The sequence below is a fragment of the Rhodococcus sp. OS5 genome (assembly GCF_056837585.1).
In genome coordinates, this window is sequence record NZ_CM166368.1 from 1,735,404 (window position 1) to 1,761,095 (window position 25,692).

Below are 25,692 nucleotides of genomic sequence, written 5' to 3' on the forward strand. Positions count from 1 at the left end.
GGAGCATCGTGGAGGTCGACAGTCGTGTCGACCGGACGAGGAGCCAGCGACGTGACCGAACCGCACCAGACGCATGAGCCTGTGGCTCAGCGCGTCACCGGCGCTGCGGGCTCTTCCGTCACCGACGCTTCCAGCGCCTCGGTTACCGACCCGATCGCTCAGGATCGCGTCATCCCCCAGGCTACGGTGACGCGCTTGGCCGCATACCTGCGGGTCCTCGGAGTGATGTCCGACCGGGGTACCTCCATCGTCTCGAGCGAGGAACTCGCGCAGGCGTCAGGTGTCGGATCAGCGAAGTTGCGTAAGGATCTGTCGTTCCTCGGACCCAACGGTGTCCGCGGCGTCGGGTACGACGTCAACAGGCTCCGCATCCGCATCGAGCGTGCACTCGGACTCGATCGTGGGCACAAGGTCGTTCTCGTCGGAGTCGGAAACCTCGGCAAGGCGCTGGTCGGCTACGGCGGATTCAGCCGCCGCGGTTTCGAGATGGTCGGACTCTTCGACAGTGATGCAGATCGAATCGGAAGCAGAGTCGGGGATCTCGTCGTGCGCAGTACCGAGGAACTGACCGTCGCCTGCCGTGAACTGAATGCGACCATCGGCGTCATCTCCACACCGGACGAGGCAGCTCAGGGCGTGTGCGACCAGTTCGTCAGCGCCGGGCTGCGCTGCATCATGAGTTTTTCGCCGATCGCCCTCGACGTTCCCGATCACGTGGAACTGCGACGTGTAGATCTAGCCGTCGAGATGCAGGTTCTCTCCTTCAACAGTGCGCGCAATGCCGATCAGGCATCCAGCGCGCCGCGAGTACGAGTGGCTCACGCCGCATCCGCTTCGTCAGTCCCATCCACCAGTTCACCCGCTCCGGTCGGAGCAGGTTCGACAAGAAACGGATCAGTGATCGCGCCGTGAGTGTTCTGCTTGTCGGGGTCTCGCATCGAACCGCGCCCGTCCCGGTGCTCGAGCGAGTAGCTGTCACCGACACCGATCGTCCGAAGCTGATCGACAAGCTTCTGGCGTCTTCGCACATCTCCGAAGCGATGATCGTCTCCACGTGTAACCGGGTGGAGGTCTACGCGGTGGTGGACGCGTTCCACGGTGCACTCACCGAGGTCGGTGAAATCCTGGCCGACCATTCGGGTCTCGACCTGACAGCGCTGCACGCTCACGCGTACGTCCGCTACAGCGAAGCAGCCGTCGAGCACCTCTTCGCGGTGGCCAGCGGCCTCGATTCCATGGTGATCGGCGAACAGCAGATCCTCGGCCAGATCCGTTCGGCCTACGCATCTTCGGATGCGCAGCAGGCCGCCGGACGCGTAGTCCACGAACTGGCTCAGCAGGCACTGCGCGTCGGCAAGCGAGTGCATTCCGAAACCGGAATCGACTCCGCCGGAGCATCAGTCGTGTCCGTGGCTCTCGATCGTGCAGCGGGCATCATCGGTGAGGGTGGCCTGGTCGGCCGCACTGCCGTGGTTGTCGGTGCAGGCTCGATGGGGGGTCTGTCGGTTGCGCATCTCACCCGCGCCGGAATCGCACGCATCGTCGTCGTCAACCGGACACAGGAACGCGCCGAGCACCTGGCAGAGACGGCACGCTCCAACGGCGTCGACGCCGACGGTGTTGCCTTCGATCAGCTTTCGGCCGCGATGGCGCAGGCAGATGTCATGGTCACCTGTACCGGCGCGGTCGGGGCAGTGGTCACCCTGGCGGATGTGCACCGCGCACTCGCCGAGCCCGATCGCGACAACACCAAGCACCTCGTCATCTGCGACCTCGGGCTGCCGCGCGACATCGATCCCGCCGTCGCCGGCCTGCCGGGTGTGACCGTTCTCGACATGGAGACGCTGCAGCGTGATCCAGCGGCGGGCGCAGCCGCCTCCGACGCAGATGCCGCACGCACCATCGTCGCCGGCGAGCTTGCGACGTACCTCGCGGGACAGCGCCTCGCCGAGGTCACTCCGACCGTGACGGCTTTGCGTCAGCGCGCCGCCGACGTCGTCGAAGCCGAACTGATGCGACTCGATTCGCGTCTGCCCGGCCTGGACGATCCGCAGCGCGACGAGGTTGCACGCACCGTGCGACGCGTCGTGGACAAGCTGCTCCACGCCCCGACCGTGCGCGTCAAGCAACTCGCGTCGGCCCCCGGCGGCGACTCCTACGCAGCAGCGCTGCGCGAACTCTTCGAACTCAGCCCCGGATCTCCCGCGGCCGTGGCCACACCCACCGATCTGGTGGACGGCGACCGCACTGGAAGGGACCTGCAGGCATGAGCGTCACCACCCCTCGATCGGGGAGCCCGCTGCGGATCGGCACTCGCGGAAGTCTTCTCGCGACCACGCAAGCCGGTACCGTGCGCGATGCCCTCATTGCGGCCGGACATCCCGCCGAGTTGGTCATCATCAAGACCAAGGGCGACCAGTCCACCGATCCCGTCCAGAAGATCGGCGTCGGAGTGTTCACGGCAGAGCTTCGAGAAGCCTTGCTGGACAACCGCGTCGACGTTGCGGTGCATTCCTACAAGGACTTACCGACCGCGCAGGACCCGCGTTTCGTCATCGCGGCGATTCCGCCACGCGAAGATCCGCGTGACGCGCTGGTCGCCCGTGACGGTCTGGTCCTCGGGGAGCTTCCGGCCGGTTCCAAGGTGGGAACCTCGGCGCCGCGCCGTGTTTCGCAGCTGAAGGCACTCGGTCTCGGCCTCGACATCGTGCCGTTGCGGGGCAACCTGCAGCGCCGTCTCGGCAAGGTCGAATCCGGTGAACTCGACGCCGTGATCCTCGCTCGCGCCGGCCTGTCTCGTATCGGTCTGCTCGATCTCATCACCGAGAACATCGAGCCCGTGCAGATGCTCCCCGCTCCGGCGCAGGGTGCTCTGGCCGTCGAATGCCTTTCTGCCAATGCGGAATTGGCGGCGATCCTCGCCGAGCACGACGACGCGGGTACCCGGGCGGCAGTTACGGCCGAGCGCGCCCTGCTCGCCGAGTTGGAAGCCGGCTGCACCGCTCCGGTGGGAGCGATCGCGGAGATCGTCGAATCCCTCGACGACGGCGGCAGAATCTTCGACGAACTGTCGGTACGCGGCTGCGCAGCCGCCATCGACGGTTCGGACGTCATCCGTACCGGCGCCGTGGGTGCGCCGGACAAGGCCGAGGAACTCGGCCGAGCGGTAGCGCGCGAGTTACTCGAACTCGGCGCCCGAGAGTTGATGAACGTGACTACAGGCGAGGCAGCCGATGTTTGACGCCCCACTTTGCACTTGCACCAAGTTCCCATTTCGATACAGCGCACTGGAGAATCACCGATGACCCGAGTCCGAAAGAACACTCCCGGACGGATCCTGTTCGTGGGATCGGGACCGGGCGACCCCGCCCTGCTCACCGTTCGCGCACGTGACGTCCTCACCGGCGCCGCAATGGCATTCACCGATCCGGATGTCGACAAGGGCGTCGTCGCACTCGTCGGCATCGACATGGGCCGCGACGAGGAGACCGGCGAGCTGATCGCGGACGTGCGTCCGGCACTCGGCGAGCCTGCCGAGGTTGCAAAGACATTGGTGCACGAGGCCAAGAACGGCCACGACGTCGTGCGTCTGGTCTCCGGCGACCCGCTGACCACGGATTCCGTGATCGCAGAGGTCACCGCAGTCGCCCGTACGCAGGTTCAGTTCGAGGTTCTCCCGGGTCTGCCTTCCGGTTCGGCTGTGCCGAGCTACGCCGGCATGGCGCTCGGCTCGGGTCACACCGAGGCCGACGTTCGCGGTGAAGTCGACTGGGCTGCTCTGGCCGCTGCACCGGGACCGCTTGTCCTGCACGCGACGTCCGGACATCTCGCCGAGACCGCCAGCGCGCTGGTCGAGAACGGCTTGGCCCCGCAGACGCCTGCTGCGATCACCGTCCGCGGTACCACTCGTCAGCAGCGAACCGTCGAGGCAACTCTCGCGACGCTCAACGAAGCCGGATCCGAACTGGTGGGCTCGCTCATCGTCACCGTCGGCAAGGTTGTCGCGCAGCGCAACAAGATGTCGTGGTGGGAATCGCGCGCTCTGTACGGCTGGACCGTCCTCGTGCCGCGCACCAAGGATCAGGCCGGCGAGATGAGCGACCGTCTGGTCACTCACGGAGCGATCCCGATCGAGGTTCCGACCATCGCCGTCGAGCCGCCTCGCAGCCCGGCTCAGATGGAGCGTTCGGTCAAGGGACTCGTCGACGGTCGCTACCAGTGGGTCGTCTTCACTTCCACCAATGCTGTTCGCGCAGTGTGGGAGAAGTTCGAAGAGTTCGGCCTCGACGCTCGCGCCTTCTCCGGTGTGAAGATCGCCTGCATCGGTGAAGCAACCGCAGCCAAGGTGCGCTCGTTCGGCATCAACCCCGAGCTGATCCCGACCGGTGAGCAGTCCAGCGAAGGCCTGTTGGCCGAATTCGCCCCGTACGACGACGTTTTCGATCCGGTCAACCGGGTTCTGTTGCCGCGGGCGGACATTGCGACCGAAACCCTCGCAGAGGGCCTGCGCGAACGCGGTTGGGAGATCGACGACGTCACCGCCTACCGCACCGTCCGGGCAGCGCCGCCGCCGGCCGAGACCCGCGAGATGATCAAGACCGGTGGATTCGACGCCGTCTGCTTCACCTCGTCCTCGACCGTGCGCAACCTCGTCGGCATCGCCGGCAAGCCGCACGCCCGCACGTTGGTCGCGTGCATCGGCCCGAAGACGGCCGAAACCGCTATCGAGTTCGGTCTGCGCGTCGACGTGCAGCCCGAGACCTCGCAGGTGGGACCGCTGGTGGAGGCTCTCGCCGAGCATGCTGCTCGTCTGCGCGCCGAAGGTGCTTTGCCGCCCCCGCGCAAGAAGTCTCGAAGGCGCTAGCGCACCCGTGAGCGGTTGAGGAGTCTGTGGACTCCTCAACCACTCACAGGTTCCGACGAAGGAGGGCTACTTCTCGTGTTTCCCACTCATCGCCCTCGCCGGCTCCGGCGCACTCCTGCGCTCCGGCGACTCGTGGCAGAGACCTCGCTCGAACCCCGGCACCTCGTTTTGCCGATGTTCGTCGCCGACGGCATCGACGCACCGCGTGAGATCAGTTCCATGCCAGGCGTTTTCCAGCACACTCTCGATTCGCTGCGGTCCGCAGCGGTGGAAGCGGTGGAAGCCGGCGTCGGTGGCCTGATGCTGTTCGGTGTCCCGAAGGCGGAGGACAAGGATCCCCAGGGGTCCGGTGCCTCCGATCCCGACGGAATCCTCAACGTCGGATTGCGCGCTCTGGCAGACGAACTCGGCGATTCGACGGTCATCATGGCCGATACCTGCCTCGACGAGTTCACCGATCACGGCCATTGCGGCGTGTTGACTGCCGGCGGCGCTGTCGACAACGACGCGACCTTGATCCGATACGTCGAAATGGCTCTCGCACAAGCTGAATCGGGTGCGCACCTGCTCGGTCCCAGCGGCATGATGGACGGTCAGGTGGCTGCGATCCGCGGTGCACTCGATGCTTCGGGGTATGTCGATGTCGGTCAGCTCGCCTATGCCGCGAAATATGCGTCAGCGTTCTACGGGCCGTTCCGTGAAGCCGTCGGATCCTCACTGCAAGGCGACCGTCGTACGTATCAGCAGGACAGCGCCAATCGCCGCGAGTCGATGCGCGAGGTAGACCTCGACGTCGCCGAGGGCGCCGACATGGTGATGGTCAAGCCTGCAATGTCCTACCTGGACATTCTGCGTGAGACCGCCGACCGGTCCCCGGTTCCGGTCGCTGCGTACCAGATCTCGGGGGAGTACTCGATGATCACCGCGGCCGCGCAGAACGGGTGGATCGATCGGGACGCGGCGATTCTCGAATCGCTCATCAGCATTCGCCGCGCCGGTGCCGACGTGGTCCTCACGTACTGGGCGTCGGAAGTTGCCGGATGGCTGTGACGGAGTCACGCATGGTGGCTGCGCCGGTATCGACCGATACGCTGGTGTCATGACCGAGCAGTGGCCGCCGTCGCGCCAGGAACCGCCCCGCCGGGAACCTCCCTACGAGAACCAGCCGTTCGAGAATCAGCCGTACCGCGAACTCGGACCGATGCCGACGGGTCAGATCCCGGGATACGGCCCCGGTTACAACGGATACCCGGGACCTGCGCCGAAACCCGAGCCGCCGACGGACGTCGTGACTGCGATTCAGTTGTGGTGGGCTGTGACGGCGCTGGGGTTGGTCCAGGGCGGCGCGATGATCTGGATGCTGCTCGGGCAGAAGTCGATGTTCGTCGACGAGATGCTCAGAAATCAGGCAGCTGTCGACGCCGGTCTGACGCGTTCCGACGTGGAGGGCATGTTCCCACTGGTCATCGTATTCTCTGCGGTTTTGGTCGTGATCGTCACCGCCGTGTTCCTTCTGTTCGTGCGCGCGATGAGTCGCGGCAAGAACTGGGCTCGAATGTTGCTGACGTTCTGTGGCGTCTTCATGCTGGTCTCCGCGATCCCGGTGATCTTCGGGCTCGGCGGAGACGGCGGCGCGGCCACTCTGCTGTTCGGCGGAGCGGAAATCCTGCAGGCAGTTGCTGCTGTCGGGGCGATCGTGATGATGCACCGAAAAGAGTCCAATCCGTACTTTCTTCGTTTCCCCCCGGCGGGGAACCGGTAGGTAGCTCGGGGTACTGTGAAACGGGTCACTGAAGTAGTAGGGGAGAGGTCGGACGCGATGAGTTCTCAGGAAGCCCTGCGTACGGAAAGCACCCACGACGCGCCACTGCGCCAACGTGGTTCACGCACCGAAGTGATCTTGTTCGCGATCCTCGGAGCCTCTGTTCTGGTGACACTCCTGATGCTCATGATTCCGGGCATCGTCAGCGGATAGCGCACACTTGAACCCGTGAGTATCTCTACGAAGGTCAGGCGCCCGACGGCTGTCGAGGCAGCATTCTGGCTGTGGATCGCCAGCGCGTTCCTGCTCATACTCTTCGGCCTGATCAATGTCACCAGCGCTTCGTATTCGTTGCGTGAGCAGTTCACCGATCAAGGCGTTTCGGCCGGAAACATCGACATCTACGTCACCTTCGTGCGGGTGTCAGGGCTGGTTCTGCTGTTGACCGGCCTCGCGATCGGCGGCCTCGCCGGTCCCACTCGCGCCGGAAGGGCGTTGTGCCGACGGATCCTGGTGATCGTGTCCGGAGTGTTCGCGGTGCTGCAGATCGCGCTGGTCGTCGCCGGGATCAGTACCGTGCTCGCGCTGGTTGTTCCCGTCATGCTGATCTGTGCCTGCGTCGCGATCTACCGCGACACCACCCGAAGTTGGTTTGCCCGTGGCTGATCGCGCGCCGGAAATCGGCCCGGACGTTCTGTACTACGAACCGGGTTCTCGGTGGTGGGCCATCGCGTTCGGTCCGATCTTCTGCCTGATCGCCTTGGTCATCGAACTGTTCACCGGCCCGGTGGTGCATTGGTTCGGTCTGGCGATGTTCGCCGTGATCCTCACCGGATTGGTCTACGTGCAGGTGATCGCAGCACGGCGGCACGCGAGCGTACTTCTGACCGCGACCACGTTGCGTCAGGGAACCGAAGAGGTGCCGATCACCGAGATCGCCGAGGTGTTCCCGGAGTCCGACGACGCTGCCTACGAGGACGAAATGGAACCGTGGGAAACGGCACGCGCGCTCGGTGAGCTGTCCGGAGTGCCCAGGCGTCGGCACGGTATCGGCTTACGTTTGACCACCGGGGGATTGGTGCGGGCGTGGGCAAAGGACGATCAGGCACTGCGCGAGGCGTTGAGTCAGGTCGTTGTGGTTGGTGTCGAACCGGACGGGTCTGCCGATGACTGAGCCACAGCCATCCCCGCGTGTCGACGTGAAGACGTGGATCGGTGTACTCGGTATCGTCGCCGCAACGATTCTGGCGGTCGTGTGCTGGCGAGCGGGTACGACGACGTCCGACTTCGGACCGATACTGGAGGGCGCTCCACCGTTCGAGAGCACGCACTACGACGGTCTCTGGATCTCGGGCGCCGGGTTGTCGATTCTGGTTGCGGGGCTGATGGCCATCGATGTCGTGCGCCGCGTCCGGGTGGGCTTCGTCGCATCGCAGTAGCCCTCATACGGGTAGGGGGTATAGTTGCGGTATGAGTAGTTACAGCCCCGAGCAGGACGATCTGCTCAAGCGCCTTCGTCGTATCGAAGGTCAGGTAGCCGGAATTTCACGCATGGTCGCAGACGACCGGTACTGCATCGACGTGCTCACCCAGGTATCCGCCGCGACGAGCGCGTTGCAGTCCGTGTCCCTGAAGCTTCTCGACGCCCACCTTGCGGGTTGCGTCGTCGAAGCTGCCAAGCAGGGTGGTCCGGAAGCGGACGTCAAGATCAAGGAAGCTCAGGCGGCCATCGCTCGCCTCGTTCGTTCGTAAGGTGTCGGTCCGTCACTCCGTGATGGACCGCGCGAGCGCCCGGGCGGAGAAGCTCACGAAGTACTCGGGTGTGACTTCTTTGGCGATGTTGATGACGATGGTGTCCGACAGGCCTTTGAGTCCGGAGAGCACGAGATGGATCAACGCGGGGTCGTCGATCAATCTGCTCCCTTCGGCTGCAGCAGATTCGGTGAGCGCTCGAATCAATGCCGAGTTGTAGACCGCTACGGATGCGTGAAGTTCCCGCATGCTTTCTCGGTCGGACCCGGCCATGCCTTCGATGTCGCGCCAAGTGGTGGTGAGTCGACCCACCCGTGCCCAGTGCCGAGCAAACTCGGAAATCATGGACTCGAGTAAGGCGCTCAGTCCCTGCTCGCGGGGGAGCGAGTTCACGAAGTCCGCCATTTCCAGCTGACTTTCGCTGAGGAGGGCGGCGAAGATGTCCTGCTTGTCGACGAAGTACTGGTAGATCAGGCCAGTGCTGGTGCCGGCTCGTTTGGCGACAGCGCGGATCGTGAGCGCGGAGTAGCCTCCTTCGTCCAGAAGCGAGATCGCCGCGTCGAGAGTTCGGCGTCGACGCACTTCGGCGTCGCCGTAGATCGACTTGCTGCTGGTACTGCTCATTTGATCACCGTAGTCGCGGTGGTCGGCATCCTCAATTCACATCGAACACTGTTCGTTGTCGAACGCCGCCCAGAATTCGATGTGACTCAGATCATAGAATGAACATTGTTCGAAATAGAATGAACATCGTTCATTCTGGTGTTACGGTATGGCGCAGACCACATCGAGGCCAGTGCAAAGTGCTGGACACTCTGCGGTCGGCCTGACCTTTCTTCCCGTATCGATCGGGAGGTCTACACAGTTGTGGAGTACCTATGACACGCACTAACGACGAACGCGCGGCGATCGACATCGCCGCTGCGGCTGGAGAACTTCTGCTCGACCATCGGAAATCCCTCGGCGAAAACGAGAGTGATGTCGCGACTTTCAAGAACGCGGCCGATCGGCTCAGTCACGAATTCATCGTCGCCGAACTTGCCCGACGCTTTCCTGCGGATGCAGTGCTGTCGGAGGAAGGGGCTGACGACCTCGCGAGGCTGGCTGCGGATCGGGTGTGGATCGTCGACCCTCTCGACGGCACCCGTGAGTACGGCGAGGCCGGACGATCGGACTGGGCCGTTCATGTTGCACTGACTGAAAACGGTGTCCTCACAACAGGTGCGGTCGCAATGCCTGCCCTTGGCGTCACCTATTCGAGCAGCGATGATCGAACCGAACGGGATGCCGCGACGCCGGTTCGAGTCGTCGTATCGCGGACGCGTCGTCCGGAACCGGTCATGCGCATGGCCGACTCGATGGGCGCGGAGTTGATCGAATTGGGATCCGCCGGAGCCAAAGCAATGGCGGTCGTCTCGGGTGAGGCAGACATCTATGCACATGCGGGCGGACAGTACGAGTGGGATTCGGCGGCGCCCGTTGCTGTCGCACGTGCTGCGGGACTGCATGTTTCGCGTATCGATGGCAGCGAACTGCGCTACAACCAGGAAAACCCGTGGTTGCCGGATCTGCTGATCTGCCGACCCGAACTCGCCCCGAAAGCACTGGAGGAACTGGGCCGATGACCGCGACACTGACGCACCTCGAACGACTCGAAGCCGAGAGCATTCACATCATGCGTGAAGCTGTTGCCCAGAGCGAGAACCCGGTGATGTTGTACTCGGTGGGCAAGGACTCCGCCGTGATGCTGCATCTGGCGCGCAAGGCCTTCTATCCGTCGAAGCTGCCGTTTCCGCTTCTGCACGTCGATACCACGTGGAAGTTCCGTGAAATGTACAAACTTCGTGACAGTACCGCTGCTGCAGGCGATCTCGATCTGATCGTCCACACCAACCCGGACTGCGTGAAGCAGGGGATCAACCCGTTCACTCACGGCAGCGCTGTCCATACCGACATGTGGAAAACCGAAGGCCTCAAACAAGCCCTCGATCACTACAAGTTCGACGCTGCATTCGGCGGCGCCCGCCGTGACGAAGAAAAATCCCGCGCCAAGGAACGCATCTTCTCGATCCGATCAGCTGCGCACCGTTGGGATCCCAAGCAGCAGCGACCGGAACTGTGGCGGATGTACAACGTCCGCAAAGCGCCGGGCGAGAGCCTGCGCGTCTTCCCTCTCTCGAACTGGACCGAGCTGGATGTGTGGGAATACATACGCCAGGAGGAGATTCCGATCGTTCCGCTGTATTTTGCCGACAAGCGGCCCGTCGTCGAGCGGGACGGTGCGCTGATCATGGTCGACGACGACCGGATGCCGTTACTGCCGGGAGAGACCCCGGAACTCAAGAGCGTTCGTTTCCGCACCCTCGGCTGCTACCCGCTGACCGGAGCCGTCGAATCGACCGCAACGAGCCTGACCGAGATCATCTCGGAAATGTTGCTCACCACCACTTCCGAACGCCAGGGACGGGTCATCGACCACGACTCCAGCGCGTCGATGGAAAAGAAGAAGCAAGAGGGGTACTTCTGATGACTGTTTCCTCGGATCTGATCGCTGACGACATCGAGGCGTACCTCGAACGTCATGCAAACAAGAGCATGCTGCGATTCATCACGTGCGGCAGCGTCGACGACGGCAAGAGCACCTTGATCGGCCGTCTGCTCTACGAATCGAAACTCGTCTTCGACGACCAGTTGACGGCGCTCGAAGCCGATTCGCGCAAGAGCGGAACCCAGGGGGAGGGGCTCGATTTCGCGCTCCTGGTCGACGGTCTCGCTGCCGAACGTGAGCAGGGCATCACGATCGACGTCGCCTATCGCTACTTCACGACCGAGCGACGCAAGTTCGTCGTCGCCGATACTCCGGGGCACGAGCAGTACACCCGAAACATGGTGACGGGCGCGTCGACCGCCGATCTTGCTGTGATCCTTGTCGATTCCCGCAAGGGGATACTGACTCAGACCCGCCGGCACTCGTATCTGGTGTCGTTGCTGGGGATCAAGCACGTGGTGCTTGCCGTGAACAAGCTCGACCTCGTCGACTACTCGCAAGAGGTCTTCGATGCCATTACCGCGGATTACGCAGAGTTCGCTCACGAGATCGGTCTGGACGGGTTCGTCGCCATCCCGATGTCGGCATACATGGGTGACAATCTCACCGAGCGCAGTGCGAATACCCCGTGGTATTCCGGACCAAGCCTGATCGAGCATCTCGAAAGCGTGGACATCGACGATGCTGCCGCCGCGGCTCCGTTCCGGATGCCGGTGCAGTGGGTCAACCGGCCGGACCTCGACTTCCGCGGATTCTCCGGCCAGATCGTTTCAGGCACCGTATCTCCCGGAGATCCCATCCGCGTGCTCCCCAGTGGAAAGACGTCCACAGTCGAGCGCATCGTGACCATGGGTGGCGACCTCGACGTTGCCGGTGCGGGCCGCTCGGTCACCATCACGCTCGCCGACGAGATCGACATCAGTCGCGGTGATGTGCTGTCCATCGGCGACAATCCGCCGGCCGTAGCCGATCAGTTCGAGGCCTGCATCGTCTGGATGGGTGAGGCTCCCATGCTGCCCGAACGGCCGTTCCTGTGCCAGATCGGTACCGTCACAGTCACTGCGCGCATCACCAAACCGAAACACAAGATCAACGTCAACACTCTCGAGAAGACCGCAACGACTACTCTCGCGCTCAACGAAATCGGTGTGTGCAACCTCAGTTTCGATCGACCGGTCCCGTTCGACCCGTACGTCGGTAACCGTGACACCGGTAGCTTCATCCTCATCGACCGCCTTACCAACGGCACTGTCGGTGCGGGCATGATCACGCACTCGCTGCGTCGATCGGACAACATTCACTGGCAATCCGTCGACGTCGACGAGGCCGCGCACACCAGGCTCAAGGGACACCAACCCGCAGTTCTGTGGTTCACCGGTCTCTCCGGTTCGGGAAAGTCGACCATCGCGAACGATGTCGAGCGTCAACTGCACGCACTCGGCGCGCACACCTACCTCCTCGACGGAGACAACGTCCGTCACGGGCTGAATCGAGACCTCGGATTCACCGAAGCCGACCGCGTCGAGAACATCCGTCGCGTCACCGAGGTCACCCGACTGATGGCGGACGCCGGTCTGATCGTGCTCGCGTCCTTCATTTCACCGTTCGAGGCCGAGCGTCATGCCGCCCGTGAATTGATCGGCGACGGACAGTTCGTCGAAATCTTCGTCGACACCGCTCTTGCCGTCGCAGAGGAGCGAGATCCCAAGGGTCTGTACAAGAAGGCTCGACGGGGCGAGTTGGTGAACTTCACCGGAATCGATTCGCCGTACGAACCGCCGCAGAACCCTGACATTCACATCGACACCAGTGTCACGACGACCGAGGACGCTGCGATCGCGATCGTCGACCATCTCCGCGCCCGCGGAACCATTTCTTGATCCGCCTGAACACGAGGAGCATCCATGCCTGACAGGGCTGAAATAGTTTCTGCCGTAGAAGATTACGTCAAGTGTCTCGGAAGTCACGACGTCGACGGACTGGTTGCGCTGTTTGCGCCCGACGCAGTTCAACACGAACCGCTGGGGGTCCAGACCTACCGCGGAATCGACGAGATTCGCGAATTCGATACCGCGAACGCGCAGGTCGATTTCACAGTCAGCCTGCTCGGTCCGATTTCGGTGACGGGAAAGTACGCAGCCATGCAGCTTCGGGTGCAGCGCGCCGGTATCCCTGACTTCGCTGCCACCGATGTGTTCGAGTTCGACGAGAACGGCAAGATCATCTCCCTGAGTGTTGTTCTCGATCCGCAGGCGCTGTGCTGACCCATCAGGGCCTGCTGGCAGGCAAGGTTGTCGTCGTCTCGGGAGTGGGCCCGGCGCTCGGTCGTTCGATTGCGCTGCAGAGCGCGGCGGCCGGAGCGAAGGTTGTTCTGGCTGCCCGCACACCCGAGCGCTTGGAATCGGTGGCAACGGAGATTCGAGACCGCGGCGGAATCGCGTTGGCCGTCCCGACGAACCTCACCGACGTCGATTCGATCGCTTCGTTGGCGGAGACAACTGTCGCTGAGTTCGGTGCGGTGCATTGCTTGGTGAACAACGCATTTGTTCAACCCGCGCAGGTCCCGCTCCTGGACGCCGACGTGGCGTCCATCCAGTCGGGCATCGACATCAACTTGCTCGCGGCGTTGAACGTCACCAGAGAATTTGCTCCGGCATTGATCGAGTCGCACGGGTCCGTCGTGATGGTCACGTCCATGGTGTTGCGCAACCAGCTTCCCGGGTTCGGGGCCTACCGCATCATGAAATCCGGGCTCCTGGCAATGGCACGCAGTTTGTCGATCGATCTCGGTCCCAAGGGCGTTCGAGTCAATTCGGTTGCTCCCGGCTATATCTGGGCGGACTCGGTCAAGAACATGTTCGAGAAGAAGGCGGCGGAGGCAGGAGTCGACCCCAAGGTGATCTACGACGAGATCGCAGCGGGCGCCGATCTGCGCCGATTGCCGGAGCCAGATGACATCGCAAACGCTGTCGTCTTCCTCCTGTCCGATTCAGCCAGGGCCATCACAGGGCAATGTCTCGACGTCAACTGCGGTCACACGCACCACTGATCAACTCATACAAGGACTAGCCATGACACAGGATTACGACGGCATCGGTTCCATCGATCACCTGCACCAGGCTGCGCGCGAGGCGGCCGGGTACGAAAACTTCGGCAGCGAAGGCTATCTCGAAGGACTTCGAGTTCTCCTCGAGTCGTTCCAGAACGAGGCCGACCTCACTCCTCACGGCAAGGTGATCGCTCGCAAGATGATCGTCGGAGCGCTCGCGGGTCGCCTGACCAGTGAGGCCGGATTCGCGAAATATCCAGAGCACGTAGATGTTCCGATCGAACGCCCGATCTTCGTGGTCGGGTTGACCCGCACCGGCAGCACCGCGCTGCACCGCTTGCTCGGTGCCGACCCAGCGCATCAGGGCGCCGAGATGTGGCTCGCCGAGACGCCGCAGCCGCGCCCCGAGCGCGACACGTGGTCGGAGAACGAAGATTACGTTCGCTCCGACGCCTTCTACCGTGCTCGCCAGCGTAACGAGGCAGACCTGATGAAGGTTCATTTCATGGGGGCGGAGGAGGTCGAGGAATGCTGGCGGCTGCTGCAGCAGACGATGCTCTCGACCGCGTTCGAGACGGTGGCGTACGTGCCGAGTTACACCCGGTGGCTGGCGGAGCAGGACTGGACCGAAACATATGCGCGGCACAAGAAGAACCTGCAGTTGATCGGGCTGCACGACCAGGACAGACGGTGGGTGCTCAAAAGCCCGAGCCATGTCTTCGCGATCGACGAGATCATGTCGGTCTATCCGGATGCACTGTTCGTTCGGACCTTCCGGGACCCGTTGACATCGATGGCGTCCACCTTCAGCCTCGTAGAGCAGGGCGGACACGACATGTCGAGGGCCTTCGATCGTCCGGCCATCGGGCGCACGCAACTGGAGTTGTGGGCGCGAGGGAATGCGAACTTCAACAATGCCCGTAGCCGTTACAACCCCGATCAGTTCATCGACGTCGACTACAAGGACTTCATCGCCGATGCGGTCGGCACCGTCGAGAAGATCTATGCACAGTTCGCCCTGCCCTTCACAGACGACGCCCGCGCCGCGGTGGAGGCGTCGCATCAGGCCAGCCTTGCCGAGCACCGTCGTCCGTCGCATCGCTATTCGCTCGAGGATTTCGGCGTGAGCGCTGCCGACGTCGAAGCGAAGTTCGCCACCACACCCTGAAGCCCTCCGGCCCTGTGCGCCTTTTTGGTAGTGCCGACTACCAAAAAGGCGCACAGGGCGAAGCCCCAACCGAAACAAGGAGATTCACATGAATGCTGTTTGGGAAAAGTTCTGCGCAGATCTGCTCGAGGTTGGAAAGGTCCTGGAAGACGAGATCGTCCCTCAGGATCCGCTGACTCAAGCCGAGGGCGTCCGCTACCTGAGTCGGTTGCTTCGGTACGGCACGATCAACTGTGTCGAGTACACCGATCCACGGTGGCCGCAGTTCTCGTCGGCTCCGAACCCGAACATGATGACGAAGATCGGTGCCGACAACCCGGACAACGTCTACATGCGCGCCAACATTTCCGGTAAGTACAACTACCGGATCATCGGCACCCGAGGCACCGTCCCGCTGATCACCTTCGGCTCGCGCGTAAATCGGTACCACATCGACGGCACCATGCTGCAGACCGGCGATCTGCATATCCACGACCTCGAGGTCGACGAGAACGGCCGTTTCGAGTTCATCGCGAGCGTCGACAAGCCCGATGAGGGCGCTTGGCTGCCTTTGGCGCCCGACAGCAACCTCATCTCCGTTCGGCAAACTCACCGGGATCGGCGCAACGAGGTCATCGGTGATCTGACCATCGAATGCCTGAACCCGGACGGGGAGTTCGTCCCGTTGACTCCGGAAGAGATCGGCGAGCGCCTCACCAAGTCCGTCGGGATCGTGAAGGGGATGGCGGAGACCTTCCTGGAATGGTCGCGCAAATTCCAGCCGCACACCAACGAGATCTTCGACTGGGGACAGGACTACTTCCAGGATGCCGGCGGCGATCCGACGATCTTCTACTTCCACGGTTACTGGAAGCTCGCCGAGGACGAGGCGTGGGTCATCGAGACCGAGGTTCCGAACTGCGAGTACTTCAACTTCGTGCTGCAGAACTTCTGGGTCGAGTCCCTCGACTACAACCGCACGAACATCTACATCAACAATCACACCGCGAAGCTCAACGACGACGGCACCATGACAATCGTCGTGGCGGCGAAGGATCCGGGTTATGGCAACTGGATCGACACCGATTCGCATGCCGAGGGGACATGGGCGCTGCGCTGGATCAAGGCGGACTCGCACCCGATCCCGACGTCGAAGGTAGTCAAGATCTGACACGCTGACGGAGATTGGGAACGTATGTACACCAGGAAGATTAGGTTCGGCCCTCGCTTTGTCGCGCTCGGGCTTGCCGGTGCATTGATGTTGGCCGGCTGCGCGTCGAGCAGTGGGGACAACTCGGGATCGGCTTCACCGAGCAGTAGTGGCGCAGCTGGTTTTGTGGGCGCCCCAGATGTGGGGGAGCGGATCGACGGCGGTGTTCTCACCTTCGGGTCCTATTCGTTCCCTTCCTCGTTGGACCCCACGAGAACGCAAGCCGCCGGTTCGACCGGCGGAACCGAAATGGCCGCGATTTACGACACGCTGGTACGCAGCGACTCCACAAACGGGAGCTTCGTGCCACAACTCGCGAAGACACTGTCGAACAACAGCGACTTCACCTCGTACACCGTCACTTTGGCTGATGGCCTCACCTTCAGCGACGGAAGTCCGCTCGACGCGGAAGCGGTGAAGTGGAGTATCGATCGATTCGTGGCAGGCAAGGGTGATGTATCGCAGACCTGGCTCAACATCGTGGATCGGATCGAGACGCCCGACGCCACCACAGTCGAATTCGTGCTCGAGCGGCCCTGGCGTCAATTCCCGGCGCTGTTGTCGCTCGGGCCCGGAATGATCGTTGCGCGAAGTTCAGGGGGAGAGGCAGGGTCGGTTTCAGGAACCGGGGAGGGAGCGTTCACACCGATCGGGGCGGGTCCGTTCACCCTGGCCAAGTTCGCCCCGCACGAAGAACTGGTACTCGCCGCACGCACGGATTATCAGGGCGGTAAACCTCCACTGGACACAGTGCGGTTTGTTCCTACATCGGGTGCGCAGTCTCAGTACGAATCGTTGAAGAGCGGCCAGATCGACATGACGTACATTCTCCGCGACGAGGCCGTGATCGAACAAGCTCTCGACGACGGATACTCGGGTTACCTCAGTCCGACCGGACAGAACGGGATCGGCACGATCAACAACCGTGAGGGCAAGCCCGGGGCCGATGTTCGCGTCCGTCAGGCGATCGCCTACGGGGTGGATCCGGCGGCGGTCAATACCCGGGCGAACAACGGATTGGGCACCGCCAGTTCCGAACTGGTCCCGCAGACGTCACGTTGGTACAACAACACAGCAGGCATTCCGTTCGATCAGGTGAAGGCAAAGGCGCTGCTCGATCAAGCGAAGTCCGACGGGTTTGACGGGAAACTCCGCTACCTCACCACCTCGGAGCCGAGCCAACAGGCGACGGCACTGACGGTTCAGGCGTCGCTGAACGCGATCGGTTTCGACGTCACCATCGACTACGCGACCGATGTGACCGATCTGGTTCGACGGGTATACAAGGACCACGATTTCGACATGACCAGAGGTGGCGCTCCGGTCGGAGAAGAAGCGCCGTACCTCAATTTGTACAACAGTATGGCCAGTGATTCGAAGAACAACCCGTCCGGCTTCGCGGACCCGGAGATGGACGCGATGATCACAGCTGTGCAGACGGCATCGACGGACGATGCTGTTCGTGAGGCGATCAGCAAGGTGCAGGAGTACGCCAACGTGACTGTGCCTTACGTGATCTGGGGGCCGGCGTCGGTGTTGACCGCATGGGACGGCAATGTTCACGGCGTCGTACGCAACATCACCGACATCATGTTCTTGGGCGGCGCTTGGATCTCGCCCAACGGCGAAACGGTGGAACGATGAAGTGGTCCTTGGCGGGTGCGATGATCGACGCCCTGGAACTGTGCGAGTTGGCGCAGGTCGCCGAAGAGGTGGGGTTCGACGGAATCGCGATGCCGGATTCCGTGTTCTATCCGGAGCAGGTGTCGGCGCCGTACCCGTACACTGCTGACGGGAAGCGGATGTGGGCGCCCGAGACGCCGATGCCTGATCCGTTCATTGCCATGGCGGCGATGGCGGCCGTCACATCGCGAATTCAGTTCTACACCAACGTGTTCAAACTTCCACTGCGCGATCCGCTGTTGGTAGCCAAGCAGGTCGCGACCATGGCCGTGATGTCGAGGAACCGCGTCGCTCTCGGCGTCGGTTTGTCCTGGATTCCCGAGGAATTCACCTTCACCGGTACCGAGATGCGCACCCGCGGCGCGCGTACCGACGAAGCCATCGAGATCATCAAGGCGGTGTGTGCGGGACGTGGGCCGGAATGGGTCGAATACCACGGCAAGCACTACGATTTCGACGCTCTGATGATCAGTCCTGCTCCGGAAATTCCGGTTCCGATCTACATCGGTGGGCACAGCGAACCGGGGTTGCGCCGTGCAGCCAGGCTGGCCGACGGTTGGATGTCGGTGAACACGACCAAAGCCGAATTAGCCTGCGCCATCGATCGTCTCACGGAATTGCGGGTCGAGTACGGTCGTGCCGATATTTCTTTCGGCGTCAACGTCTCGCCGACGGATGTTCGTGATCTGGACGGATATCGCGAACTCGAGACTCTCGGAGTCACGGAAATCAGAGTTTTGCCCTGGTATCACTACGGAGTTGACGCCGGTGATCGTCAGGGACGACTCGACTCCATTCGGCGGTTTGCCGAGGAGGTCATCGCTCAGTACTGATCGATCAGCGTCTGCATCGCCCGGCCGTAGAGTTTTGCCAACTCGTCGCGATCTGCGGACTGGGGGATACTCTCGTCGCTGAGGACGCTCAACAGCCCGGACACCTGGGCGGAGACCAGGAGTGCGCGGGTGTACGCGTCTTCGCCGTCTAGACGAGCGGCGAGATTGGTGGCGAATACTCCGGTCATGTCTCGGAGTCGCTCCCGGATGCGTGGACTGTCCGACGCTCGCATGAGCGCTGTGTACACCGACAGCATCCGGGCGTCGGCCTTGCCCAGGACGAAGGCGGCGATTCGCTCACCGAGGGTGTCGAGTGGGCCGTCGAACTGGCCTTCGAAGTAGTCCGCAACCGGCGTGGTTTCCAGGAACAGTGCTTCTTTGGACCCGAAATGCCGGATGACCAGGGCCGGATCGATTCCGGCAACTTTGGCGATGGCGCGAACTGACGTGCCGCCGAACCCGTGCTCGCCGAACAGTTGGAACGCCGCCGCGCGAATCGCCTCGGATGTCGAGGGGTGCTCCTGCTCTGGCGTGTGCCTCGTGGGTGTCACGACATCGACCTCTGTGCTCGCTCGCCGACCGCGTTGTCAACGGCGTTGACTATAACGTGTCAACGGTGTTGACTGTTGAGTCTGTCAACGGTGTTGACAGCTAGATGCGGTTAGTGAAGAGAGCGTGGAATATGACAGATACCGACGTCCGAGCACCCAGCGAAGAAGTTGTCGATCCGCCGACCAATTGGAAGATGGTGGGCAGTGGACTCGCATTTCCGTTGTTCTTCGTCATCATGTTCTGCTTGTGCTACGTCAGCGCCTTCCATTCGCCGACGCCGAATCAGGCACCGATCGTGGTGGTCGGGTCGCCGTCCGTCACGGCCCCGCTGATCGACGGAATCCAGGCTTCGTCGGGTGACAAGTTCGACATCGTTGCCACAGCCAACGCCGCCGACGCACTCTCTCGGATCGACAACCGCGATGCGATCGGCGCCATCGAGATCGGTGACACCGTGACCGCACATATCGCCACCGGCGCGGGCGCCTCGACGGTTTCCGTGGTGAGCAGCTTGGCGCATTCGGTTGCGGAGCAGACGGGGCAGCAGGTCACGGTGATCGACTCGGCGCCTGTCACGGCGCGCGACTCCTCGACTGTCGGACTCTTCTACTTCCTGATCGTCTGCACCCTCGGTGGCTACCTGACCATCACGGTGCTCAGTCAGGTTGCGCCGAGAATGCGGTTGCGAGAGCAGTATTCGATCCTGGCCGGTGCGGCGATACTCACCCCGCTCATAGCCTTCGGCATCACCAGCATCTTCATGCACGCCTTCGGGGCGTCATTCGGCCAGATCCTGCAACTGCTGGGAATCTCGATGGTTTACACGTTCACCGTCGGTGCGGTGAGCATTCTGCTCAATCGACTGCTCGGCCAAGCCGCGATCTTCGCGGTGCTGACGGTGCTCGTTTTCATCAACTTCCCGAGTTCGGGTGGTGCCATTCCGGTGTCGTTCCTGCCGGGATTTTGGCAGCACATCCATTCGTTCTGGCTCGGATCGGCAGCCATGGAGCCCATCCGCTCCGTCATCTACTTCAGTGGCAACGGCGCCGGACCGCACCTGCTCGTTCTGGGGATCTGGCTGGTCGCGGCACTCGGCCTGACCGGACTGCTCGCCTCTCGCCAGTCGAAAAAGGCAGCAGCGCACTGAGTGTGGTGGGGCCGGCGATTGCCGACCCCACCCGAACCCTTTACTTCAGCCGTACCGCGTCGGTGCCCGGTCCGTCGAGCATCGCGGACCCCAGCAGGATGTCCGGAATGCCGAACCCGTCGATCAGTGTCTCGACGTGGGGGCGCAGGGTGCGGCAACGCTCGTTGATTCCGCGCGTCACGGCCTTCGAACGCTCCACCGACAGATGCCGGTGCTCCATGAACCAGGCCTTGTCCTCTTCGATCACGGACAGTGCGTAGAGATCGCACACCTCGCCGAAGAGTTCCTTTGCGGTCTCGTCCTCACACGAGTCGATGCCGGCGACGAATGCTTCCAGGATGACGCGCTCGATGTGCGCCTGAGCGGCTTTGAGCACGTGGTCCTGCACGAAGTTGAACGCGTCGAACGGGTTCTCCTCGCGCTTCTGCGCTGCCTGCAATCGCCTTGCCGCAGTGGCGAGTAGGTACTCTTCGCGGTCTTCGAACATCTTCATCTGGGTGCCGCGATTGAAGAGGCTGCCGTCCTCTTCGTTGTCCTGGCGAGTGTCGACGATCGTCTGCAGGATCTGCTGCGCTGCCGTGCGTTTCTTGACCACGTCGGAGACCGTCGTAGCGGCGAAGCGCATCCAGTCGACCGGGCTCATGCCGCGGACTTCGTCGGCGTAGGAGGTGAGGAGTTCTTTTGCGACCAACTGCGTCAGAACGTGGTTGTCACCCTCGAACGTGGTGAAGACGTCGGTGTCCGCCTTGAGTGCGGTGAGGCGGTTCTCGGCGAGATAGCCTGCGCCGCCGCAGGCTTCGCGTGCTTCCTGGATGGCCCGAGTGGCATGCCAGGTGTTGGCGGCCTTGAGTCCGGCGGCGCGACCTTCGAGTTCGCGCTGCTCCTGCGGATCCGGGTCGTCGCTGCTCTGGATGTCGTGCATCGCGGCGACGAGTTCGTTCTGTGCGAACTGCAGAGCGTACGAGCGGGCGATCAACGGCAGCAGACGCTTCTGGTGGACGAGGTAGTCCATGATCAGGACTTCGTCGTCACTCTTCGGAGCACTGAACTGCCTGCGCTGCAGGGCGTATCGACCGGCGATGGCCAATCCGACGCGGGCGGCCGCTGCCGCGGAACCACCGACGGTGACACGTCCACGAACCAGTGTGCCGACCATCGTGAAGAAACGACGGTTCGGGTTCTCGATCGCCGAGCTGTACGTGCCGTCCTCGGCGACGTCGGCGTAACGGTTGAGTAGATTCTCACGCGGGATGCGGACCTGGTCGAAGACGATGCGGCCGTTGTCGACTCCGGGCAGTCCACCCTTGAGCCCGCAGTCGGACGTCGTGACGCCGGGGAGGTCGTTGCCGGCGTCGTCACGAATCGGCACGACAAAGCAGTGGACGCCCTGACTTTCGCCTCCGGTGATCAGCTGTGCGAACACCGCTGCGACGGTGGCGTGCTGGGCAGCGCCGCCGATGTAGTCCTTGCGAGAGGACGGAGTGGGGGAGTTGACGACGAACTCGCCCGTCTCGACGTCGTAGGTCGCCGTGGTTTCGAGTTCCTGGACGTCGCTGCCGTGACCGGTCTCGGTCATCGCAAAGCAACCGAGCAGGTCCAGATCGATCAGCGGCTTGACGTACGCCTGGTGGTGACGCTCGGTGCCGAGGTTTTCGATGGCGCCGCCGAACAGACCCCACTGGACGCCGGCCTTGACCATCAGTGAGAGGTCGGACATCGCGAGCATCTCGATGCTGGTGACGGCGCCACCCGCGTCGCCCGTTCCGCCGTGAGAGACCGCGAAACCGTTTGCGGCGTACCCGAGATCGGCGAGGACCCGCATCTGTTCGAGAGCCTTGGAGCGCGCAATGGCGGTGTTGGGTGTGTAGTGCGGAGCAAAACGTTCGTCGTTCAATTCGCCGCGAACGCGCTCACGCACCTCCCGCCAGCGTCCGTCGAGTGTTGTCCTGAGGTGGTCCGCTGTGGTGGCCATGGAACCGACGATAGCGCGTAGCGCACCGCGGGCAACCCGGTTCGATCCCAACCTCACATTCAGCAGGAGCCCGCGGCACCCGCTTCGATTCCTTGGCGGAAGAGTTCCTTCTCGCTCTCGGACATAGCCTGGTACGAAGGGTCGTTCTCGACGATCTTCAGGAAGTCGGCGCCCGCCGTCTGGGTCGACGTGTCGCCGCTCTGAACACGCTGCTGAACGTAGACGGACACCGCCGAACACCCGCCGAGAAACGCGGGGTCGGTGCTCGTCGCTGCGGTGGTTCGAGCCGAGTCGGTGGCGCTCGGCGGCGACGAAACTGTCGCCTTGTCGTCGTTCGAAGCGTCCGAACCACACGATGTGAGAAGAATCGCAGCCGAGACTATCAGCGTCGTCAACAGTCGCTTCATGTCCGGAATCGTCTCACGCGGGGCCCGGTTCGACCGGAAAACTCGCCTCGAGCACCGAAGTCCTACACCCTGTCGTTGTCAGATTCGACAGAACTGGGACACTGGAAGCCGTGACTGTGTCTTCCGGTGATCCCGACGTGCATGCAACGAACTCCGCTCGGCTCTTCGAACGTGCCGGCAACGTGATTCCGGGTGGCGTCAACTCGCCCGTCCGCGCGTTCGGTTCGGTCGGCGGAACACCGCGATTCATTCGCGAAGCATCCGGCTACACCCTCACCGACGTCGACGGAAACAATTACGTCGACCTGGTGTCGTCCTGGGGTCCGATGATTCTCGGGCACGCTCACCCGGCAGTCGTCGAAGCCGTTCGCGAAGCAGCCCTCGGAGGTCTCTCCTTCGGTGCGCCGACCGAAGGCGAAGTTGCCCTCGCCGAGGAAATCGTCGCCCGCGTCGCGCCCGTGGAAAAGGTTCGCCTGGTCAACTCCGGAACCGAAGCCACGATGAGCGCAGTCCGCCTCGCCCGCGGATTCACCGGACGCACCAAGATCGTCAAGTTCTCCGGTTGCTATCACGGCCACGTCGACGCCCTTCTCGCCGACGCCGGATCCGGCCTCGCGACGTTCGGGCTGCCGACCTCTCCCGGCGTGACCGGCGCTCAAGCAGAAGACACCATCGTCGTGCGCTACAACGATCTCGACGCGGTGGCCGCGGCCTTCGCGGCCAATCCCGGCGGCATCGCGTGCGTCATCACCGAAGCTGCCGCCGGAAACATGGGCGCCGTCGCACCGCTTCCCGGTTTCAACGAGGGTCTGCGTCGTCTCACCCGTGAGCACGGCGCACTCCTGATCATGGACGAGGTGATGACCGGATTCCGCGTCAGTGCCTCGGGTTGGTACGGCATCGACAACGTCGCAGGCGACCTCTACACCTTCGGCAAGGTCATGAGCGGCGGACTGCCCGCCGCAGCATTCGGCGGCCGCGCCGACATCATGGGCCACCTCGCACCGGACGGTCCCGTCTACCAGGCAGGCACCCTCTCGGGTAACCCCGTAGCCGTCGCCGCCGGACTCGCGAGCCTGCGCGCCGCCGACGCCGAGGTGTACGCCAAGCTCGGCCGGAACGCGACCGCCCTCGGCGACCTCATGACCCAAGCACTCACCGCCGAAGGCGTCGAACACCGAGTGCAGTACGCAGGCACCTTGGTGAGCGTGTTCTTCACCGAGAACACGGTGACCAACTACGACGAAGCCAAAGCCGCGCAGACCTGGCGATTCCCCGCCTTCTTCCACGCACTGCTCTCCCGCGGCGTGTACCCGCCGCCGAGCGCGTTCGAAGCGTGGTTCGTCTCCGCAGCACTCGACGATCGAGCCTTCTCGATCATCGCCGACGCCATGCCGCACGCAGCCAAGGCCGCAGCTGCTGCCGTCAAGCCCTGACCAGTTCCCATTCCAGAAGACCCGCACGCTTCCGACATCCATCATCTTCAGCGAGGACCCTCGACTGTGACCGACGCCGATCACCCCGACCACACGTCCACCCGCACCATCGTCCACGTCCTGCGCCACGGCGAAGTACACAACCCGCGCGGGATCCTCTACGGACGGCTCCCGGGCTTCCGGTTGTCGGTGGCGGGCGAAGCTCAGGCTCGTGCGGTCGCGTCGGTGCTCGCCGATCACGACATCACCCACGTGGTCGCGTCGCCGCTGCAGCGGGCGCAAGAGACCGCGACTCCGATCGCCGAGGCACACAAGCTCGACATCGTCACGGACGAAAACCTGATCGAGGCAGGCAACGAGTTCGAGGGTCTCAAGGTTGCCGTCGGGGACGGTGCGCTCTCGCGTCCGCGTCACTGGTGGAAACTGCGCGACCCGTTCACCCCGTCCTGGGGCGAGCCCTACCTGCAGATCGCGCATCGCATGCTCGCAGCCGTCAATGCCGCACGCGTCGCGGCAGTCGGACACGAAGCCGTCGTCGTCAGCCATCAGCTTCCGGTCTGGACTCTGCGTCGATTCCTGCAGGGTGAGCGTCTGTGGCACGATCCCCGTCACCGTCAGTGTGGACTGGCGTCGTTGACGTCACTGGTCTACGAAGGCGACACCCTGGTCGACATCGTCTACTCCGAACCTGCCGGCGCCTCCGACCCGAGAGTGACAGGAGCATGATTTCGCGCCGCATCGCCGCAGCATTCGCAGCCGCTGCGTCGGCGATGCTTCTTCTCTCGTCCTGCGCGACCGGCGACGACGCCGTCGCACAGGGCGGAACTTTCGACTTCGTCTCACCGGGCGGACAAACCAAGATCTTCTACGATCCGCCGTCCGACCGAGGCACCATCGGCAAGCTCTCCGGGCCCGATCTGATGAACGAAGGTCAGAAGGTCGGTGTCGAGGACTTCGAGGGCAAGGTCGTCGTCCTCAACGTCTGGGGTCAGTGGTGCGGACCGTGCCGTGCCGAAGCCGACGACCTGGAACAGGTCTACGAGCAGACCAAGGATTCGGGCGTGCAGTTCCTCGGCATCAACGTCCGCGACGATACCAAGAACAAAGCGCAGGACTTCGTGGTCGACAACAAGGTCTCGTACCCGTCGATCTACGACCCGTCGATGCGTTCGCTGATCGCCCTCGGTGACGGCTACCCCACGTCGGTCATTCCGACGACGATCGTCCTGGACCGCCAGCATCGCGTCGCCGCGGTGTTCCTCCAAGAACTTCTCGCCGAGGATTTGCTGCCCGTCGTCCAGCGAGTAGCTCAGGAAGACGCGCAGTAAAG

The 25,692-nt window shown here is 63.0% G+C and carries 28 protein-coding genes; 24 read left to right on the top strand and 4 right to left on the bottom strand.

Going from position 1 to position 25,692, the window contains the following annotated elements; genetic code table 11:
• Positions 1-24: 24 nt before the first annotated feature.
• The 11 genes from ACVZUB_RS08165 to ACVZUB_RS08215 all read left to right on the top strand — a co-directional run bounded on the left by ACVZUB_RS08165 (position 25) and on the right by ACVZUB_RS08215 (position 8,378).
• Positions 25-912 carry a redox-sensing transcriptional repressor Rex gene (locus ACVZUB_RS08165; RefSeq protein ID WP_007735314.1) on the top strand — a complete coding sequence of 296 codons (888 nt, stop codon included), beginning with the start codon at positions 25-27 and terminating at the stop codon, positions 910-912.
• Positions 909-2,270: a glutamyl-tRNA reductase gene (locus ACVZUB_RS08170; protein ID WP_003941867.1), complete on the top strand. Its 1,362-nt coding sequence runs from the start codon at positions 909-911 to the stop codon at positions 2,268-2,270. The genes ACVZUB_RS08165 and ACVZUB_RS08170 overlap by 4 nt, the downstream gene beginning before the upstream one ends.
• Positions 2,267-3,241, top strand: a complete 975-nt coding sequence (hemC, locus tag ACVZUB_RS08175) for a hydroxymethylbilane synthase (RefSeq protein ID WP_482628282.1) — start codon at positions 2,267-2,269, stop codon at positions 3,239-3,241. Before ACVZUB_RS08170 ends, hemC begins: the two co-directional genes overlap by 4 nt.
• Positions 3,242-3,301: 60 nt before the next feature.
• On the top strand, positions 3,302-4,864 hold the full coding sequence (locus tag ACVZUB_RS08180) for a bifunctional uroporphyrinogen-III C-methyltransferase/uroporphyrinogen-III synthase (RefSeq protein WP_003941969.1): 1,563 nt from the start codon (positions 3,302-3,304) through the stop codon (positions 4,862-4,864).
• A gap of 75 nt (positions 4,865-4,939) precedes the next feature.
• Entirely contained in the window at positions 4,940-5,914 is a 975-nt protein-coding gene (hemB, locus tag ACVZUB_RS08185; protein ID WP_217018562.1) for a porphobilinogen synthase, read from the top strand.
• A gap of 49 nt (positions 5,915-5,963) precedes the next feature.
• On the top strand, positions 5,964-6,626 hold the full coding sequence (locus ACVZUB_RS08190; RefSeq protein ID WP_003942024.1) for a hypothetical protein: 663 nt from the start codon (positions 5,964-5,966) through the stop codon (positions 6,624-6,626).
• Between the two features lie 57 nt (positions 6,627-6,683).
• The gene (locus tag ACVZUB_RS08195; protein WP_003941930.1) at positions 6,684-6,839 is read left to right on the top strand and encodes a hypothetical protein; all 156 of its coding nucleotides are present in this window, start codon (positions 6,684-6,686) and stop codon (positions 6,837-6,839) included.
• 15 nt (positions 6,840-6,854) lie between these two features.
• Positions 6,855-7,292 carry a hypothetical protein gene (locus ACVZUB_RS08200; RefSeq protein WP_003942066.1) on the top strand — a complete coding sequence of 146 codons (438 nt, stop codon included), beginning with the start codon at positions 6,855-6,857 and terminating at the stop codon, positions 7,290-7,292.
• Positions 7,285-7,800: a hypothetical protein gene (locus ACVZUB_RS08205; protein ID WP_003941872.1), complete on the top strand. Its 516-nt coding sequence runs from the start codon at positions 7,285-7,287 to the stop codon at positions 7,798-7,800. Before ACVZUB_RS08200 ends, ACVZUB_RS08205 begins: the two co-directional genes overlap by 8 nt.
• Positions 7,793-8,065 carry a hypothetical protein gene (locus ACVZUB_RS08210; RefSeq protein ID WP_007735305.1) on the top strand — a complete coding sequence of 91 codons (273 nt, stop codon included), beginning with the start codon at positions 7,793-7,795 and terminating at the stop codon, positions 8,063-8,065. Before ACVZUB_RS08205 ends, ACVZUB_RS08210 begins: the two co-directional genes overlap by 8 nt.
• Positions 8,066-8,096: 31 nt before the next feature.
• Positions 8,097-8,378 carry a metal-sensitive transcriptional regulator gene (locus ACVZUB_RS08215; RefSeq protein ID WP_003942012.1) on the top strand — a complete coding sequence of 94 codons (282 nt, stop codon included), beginning with the start codon at positions 8,097-8,099 and terminating at the stop codon, positions 8,376-8,378.
• Between the two features lie 12 nt (positions 8,379-8,390).
• Here the strand turns inward: ACVZUB_RS08215 and ACVZUB_RS08220 are convergent, their stop codons facing one another.
• Positions 8,391-9,002 (bottom strand): TetR/AcrR family transcriptional regulator, encoded by a 612-nt coding sequence (locus tag ACVZUB_RS08220; RefSeq protein WP_003942004.1) that lies wholly within the window; start codon positions 9,000-9,002, stop codon positions 8,391-8,393.
• Between the two features lie 254 nt (positions 9,003-9,256).
• Here ACVZUB_RS08220 and ACVZUB_RS08225 point away from each other — a divergent pair, with 254 nt between their 5' ends.
• The 9 genes from ACVZUB_RS08225 to ACVZUB_RS08265 all read left to right on the top strand — a co-directional run bounded on the left by ACVZUB_RS08225 (position 9,257) and on the right by ACVZUB_RS08265 (position 18,848).
• The gene (locus tag ACVZUB_RS08225) at positions 9,257-10,003 is read left to right on the top strand and encodes a 3'(2'),5'-bisphosphate nucleotidase CysQ (protein ID WP_482628283.1); all 747 of its coding nucleotides are present in this window, start codon (positions 9,257-9,259) and stop codon (positions 10,001-10,003) included.
• The gene (gene cysD, locus ACVZUB_RS08230) at positions 10,000-10,905 is read left to right on the top strand and encodes a sulfate adenylyltransferase subunit CysD (RefSeq protein WP_019744365.1); all 906 of its coding nucleotides are present in this window, start codon (positions 10,000-10,002) and stop codon (positions 10,903-10,905) included. Before ACVZUB_RS08225 ends, cysD begins: the two co-directional genes overlap by 4 nt.
• Positions 10,905-12,806 (top strand): sulfate adenylyltransferase subunit CysN, encoded by a 1,902-nt coding sequence (cysN, locus tag ACVZUB_RS08235; protein ID WP_063314774.1) that lies wholly within the window; start codon positions 10,905-10,907, stop codon positions 12,804-12,806. Before cysD ends, cysN begins: the two co-directional genes overlap by 1 nt.
• A gap of 24 nt (positions 12,807-12,830) precedes the next feature.
• Positions 12,831-13,190, top strand: a complete 360-nt coding sequence (locus ACVZUB_RS08240) for a nuclear transport factor 2 family protein (RefSeq protein WP_003942015.1) — start codon at positions 12,831-12,833, stop codon at positions 13,188-13,190.
• Positions 13,184-13,975 carry an SDR family oxidoreductase gene (locus ACVZUB_RS08245; protein ID WP_075832653.1) on the top strand — a complete coding sequence of 264 codons (792 nt, stop codon included), beginning with the start codon at positions 13,184-13,186 and terminating at the stop codon, positions 13,973-13,975. The genes ACVZUB_RS08240 and ACVZUB_RS08245 overlap by 7 nt, the downstream gene beginning before the upstream one ends.
• 22 nt (positions 13,976-13,997) lie before the next feature.
• Positions 13,998-15,143 (top strand): sulfotransferase family protein, encoded by a 1,146-nt coding sequence (locus ACVZUB_RS08250; RefSeq protein WP_075832655.1) that lies wholly within the window; start codon positions 13,998-14,000, stop codon positions 15,141-15,143.
• Positions 15,144-15,231: 88 nt separating this feature from the next.
• The gene (locus ACVZUB_RS08255) at positions 15,232-16,293 is read left to right on the top strand and encodes a DUF1214 domain-containing protein (protein ID WP_064113988.1); all 1,062 of its coding nucleotides are present in this window, start codon (positions 15,232-15,234) and stop codon (positions 16,291-16,293) included.
• 24 nt (positions 16,294-16,317) lie between these two features.
• On the top strand, positions 16,318-17,976 hold the full coding sequence (locus ACVZUB_RS08260) for an ABC transporter substrate-binding protein (protein ID WP_482628284.1): 1,659 nt from the start codon (positions 16,318-16,320) through the stop codon (positions 17,974-17,976).
• A complete protein-coding gene (locus tag ACVZUB_RS08265; protein ID WP_482628285.1) occupies positions 17,973-18,848 on the top strand; it encodes a TIGR03619 family F420-dependent LLM class oxidoreductase in 876 nt (291 codons plus the stop codon). Before ACVZUB_RS08260 ends, ACVZUB_RS08265 begins: the two co-directional genes overlap by 4 nt.
• Here ACVZUB_RS08265 and ACVZUB_RS08270 read toward each other — a convergent pair.
• Positions 18,839-19,399: a TetR/AcrR family transcriptional regulator gene (locus ACVZUB_RS08270; protein WP_007735287.1), complete on the bottom strand. Its 561-nt coding sequence runs from the start codon at positions 19,397-19,399 to the stop codon at positions 18,839-18,841. The two genes, ACVZUB_RS08265 and ACVZUB_RS08270, sit on opposite strands and share 10 nt — an antisense overlap.
• Positions 19,400-19,530: 131 nt before the next feature.
• Here ACVZUB_RS08270 and ACVZUB_RS08275 point away from each other — a divergent pair, with 131 nt between their 5' ends.
• On the top strand, positions 19,531-20,547 hold the full coding sequence (locus ACVZUB_RS08275) for an ABC transporter permease (protein WP_075832659.1): 1,017 nt from the start codon (positions 19,531-19,533) through the stop codon (positions 20,545-20,547).
• Between the two features lie 40 nt (positions 20,548-20,587).
• Here the strand turns inward: ACVZUB_RS08275 and ACVZUB_RS08280 are convergent, their stop codons facing one another.
• Positions 20,588-22,519: an acyl-CoA dehydrogenase family protein gene (locus tag ACVZUB_RS08280; protein ID WP_024487810.1), complete on the bottom strand. Its 1,932-nt coding sequence runs from the start codon at positions 22,517-22,519 to the stop codon at positions 20,588-20,590.
• 59 nt (positions 22,520-22,578) lie between these two features.
• The gene (locus ACVZUB_RS08285) at positions 22,579-22,926 is read right to left on the bottom strand and encodes a hypothetical protein (protein ID WP_064113984.1); all 348 of its coding nucleotides are present in this window, start codon (positions 22,924-22,926) and stop codon (positions 22,579-22,581) included.
• A 110-nt stretch (positions 22,927-23,036) separates the two neighbouring features.
• On the opposite strand from ACVZUB_RS08285, the gene hemL reads away from it, so the two are divergent.
• From hemL to ACVZUB_RS08300, 3 genes are all read left to right on the top strand, one after another.
• Positions 23,037-24,362: a glutamate-1-semialdehyde 2,1-aminomutase gene (hemL, locus tag ACVZUB_RS08290; RefSeq protein WP_219468062.1), complete on the top strand. Its 1,326-nt coding sequence runs from the start codon at positions 23,037-23,039 to the stop codon at positions 24,360-24,362.
• A gap of 66 nt (positions 24,363-24,428) precedes the next feature.
• Positions 24,429-25,088: a histidine phosphatase family protein gene (locus tag ACVZUB_RS08295; protein ID WP_003941868.1), complete on the top strand. Its 660-nt coding sequence runs from the start codon at positions 24,429-24,431 to the stop codon at positions 25,086-25,088.
• Positions 25,085-25,690 carry a TlpA disulfide reductase family protein gene (locus ACVZUB_RS08300; protein WP_007735280.1) on the top strand — a complete coding sequence of 202 codons (606 nt, stop codon included), beginning with the start codon at positions 25,085-25,087 and terminating at the stop codon, positions 25,688-25,690. The genes ACVZUB_RS08295 and ACVZUB_RS08300 overlap by 4 nt, the downstream gene beginning before the upstream one ends.
• Positions 25,691-25,692: the final 2 nt, after the last annotated feature.

What these genes read in the sequence shown, in the direction of transcription:
- hemC (WP_482628282.1), top strand. Translation starts at nt 2,267, where the DNA reads ATGAGCGTCACCACCCCTCGATCGGGGAGCCCGCTGCGGATCGGCACT.
- ACVZUB_RS08180 (WP_003941969.1), top strand. Translation starts at nt 3,302, where the DNA reads ATGACCCGAGTCCGAAAGAACACTCCCGGACGGATCCTGTTCGTGGGA.
- ACVZUB_RS08190 (WP_003942024.1), top strand. Translation starts at nt 5,964, where the DNA reads ATGACCGAGCAGTGGCCGCCGTCGCGCCAGGAACCGCCCCGCCGGGAA.
- ACVZUB_RS08195 (WP_003941930.1), top strand. Translation starts at nt 6,684, where the DNA reads ATGAGTTCTCAGGAAGCCCTGCGTACGGAAAGCACCCACGACGCGCCA.
- ACVZUB_RS08210 (WP_007735305.1), top strand. Translation starts at nt 7,793, where the DNA reads ATGACTGAGCCACAGCCATCCCCGCGTGTCGACGTGAAGACGTGGATC.
- ACVZUB_RS08215 (WP_003942012.1), top strand. Translation starts at nt 8,097, where the DNA reads ATGAGTAGTTACAGCCCCGAGCAGGACGATCTGCTCAAGCGCCTTCGT.
- ACVZUB_RS08220 (WP_003942004.1), bottom strand. Translation starts at nt 9,002, where the DNA reads ATGAGCAGTACCAGCAGCAAGTCGATCTACGGCGACGCCGAAGTGCGT.
- ACVZUB_RS08225 (WP_482628283.1), top strand. Translation starts at nt 9,257, where the DNA reads ATGACACGCACTAACGACGAACGCGCGGCGATCGACATCGCCGCTGCG.
- cysD (WP_019744365.1), top strand. Translation starts at nt 10,000, where the DNA reads ATGACCGCGACACTGACGCACCTCGAACGACTCGAAGCCGAGAGCATT.
- cysN (WP_063314774.1), top strand. Translation starts at nt 10,905, where the DNA reads ATGACTGTTTCCTCGGATCTGATCGCTGACGACATCGAGGCGTACCTC.
- ACVZUB_RS08240 (WP_003942015.1), top strand. Translation starts at nt 12,831, where the DNA reads ATGCCTGACAGGGCTGAAATAGTTTCTGCCGTAGAAGATTACGTCAAG.
- ACVZUB_RS08250 (WP_075832655.1), top strand. Translation starts at nt 13,998, where the DNA reads ATGACACAGGATTACGACGGCATCGGTTCCATCGATCACCTGCACCAG.
- ACVZUB_RS08255 (WP_064113988.1), top strand. Translation starts at nt 15,232, where the DNA reads ATGAATGCTGTTTGGGAAAAGTTCTGCGCAGATCTGCTCGAGGTTGGA.
- ACVZUB_RS08260 (WP_482628284.1), top strand. Translation starts at nt 16,318, where the DNA reads ATGTACACCAGGAAGATTAGGTTCGGCCCTCGCTTTGTCGCGCTCGGG.
- ACVZUB_RS08265 (WP_482628285.1), top strand. Translation starts at nt 17,973, where the DNA reads ATGAAGTGGTCCTTGGCGGGTGCGATGATCGACGCCCTGGAACTGTGC.
- ACVZUB_RS08275 (WP_075832659.1), top strand. Translation starts at nt 19,531, where the DNA reads ATGACAGATACCGACGTCCGAGCACCCAGCGAAGAAGTTGTCGATCCG.
- ACVZUB_RS08280 (WP_024487810.1), bottom strand. Translation starts at nt 22,519, where the DNA reads ATGGCCACCACAGCGGACCACCTCAGGACAACACTCGACGGACGCTGG.
- ACVZUB_RS08285 (WP_064113984.1), bottom strand. Translation starts at nt 22,926, where the DNA reads ATGAAGCGACTGTTGACGACGCTGATAGTCTCGGCTGCGATTCTTCTC.
- ACVZUB_RS08300 (WP_007735280.1), top strand. Translation starts at nt 25,085, where the DNA reads ATGATTTCGCGCCGCATCGCCGCAGCATTCGCAGCCGCTGCGTCGGCG.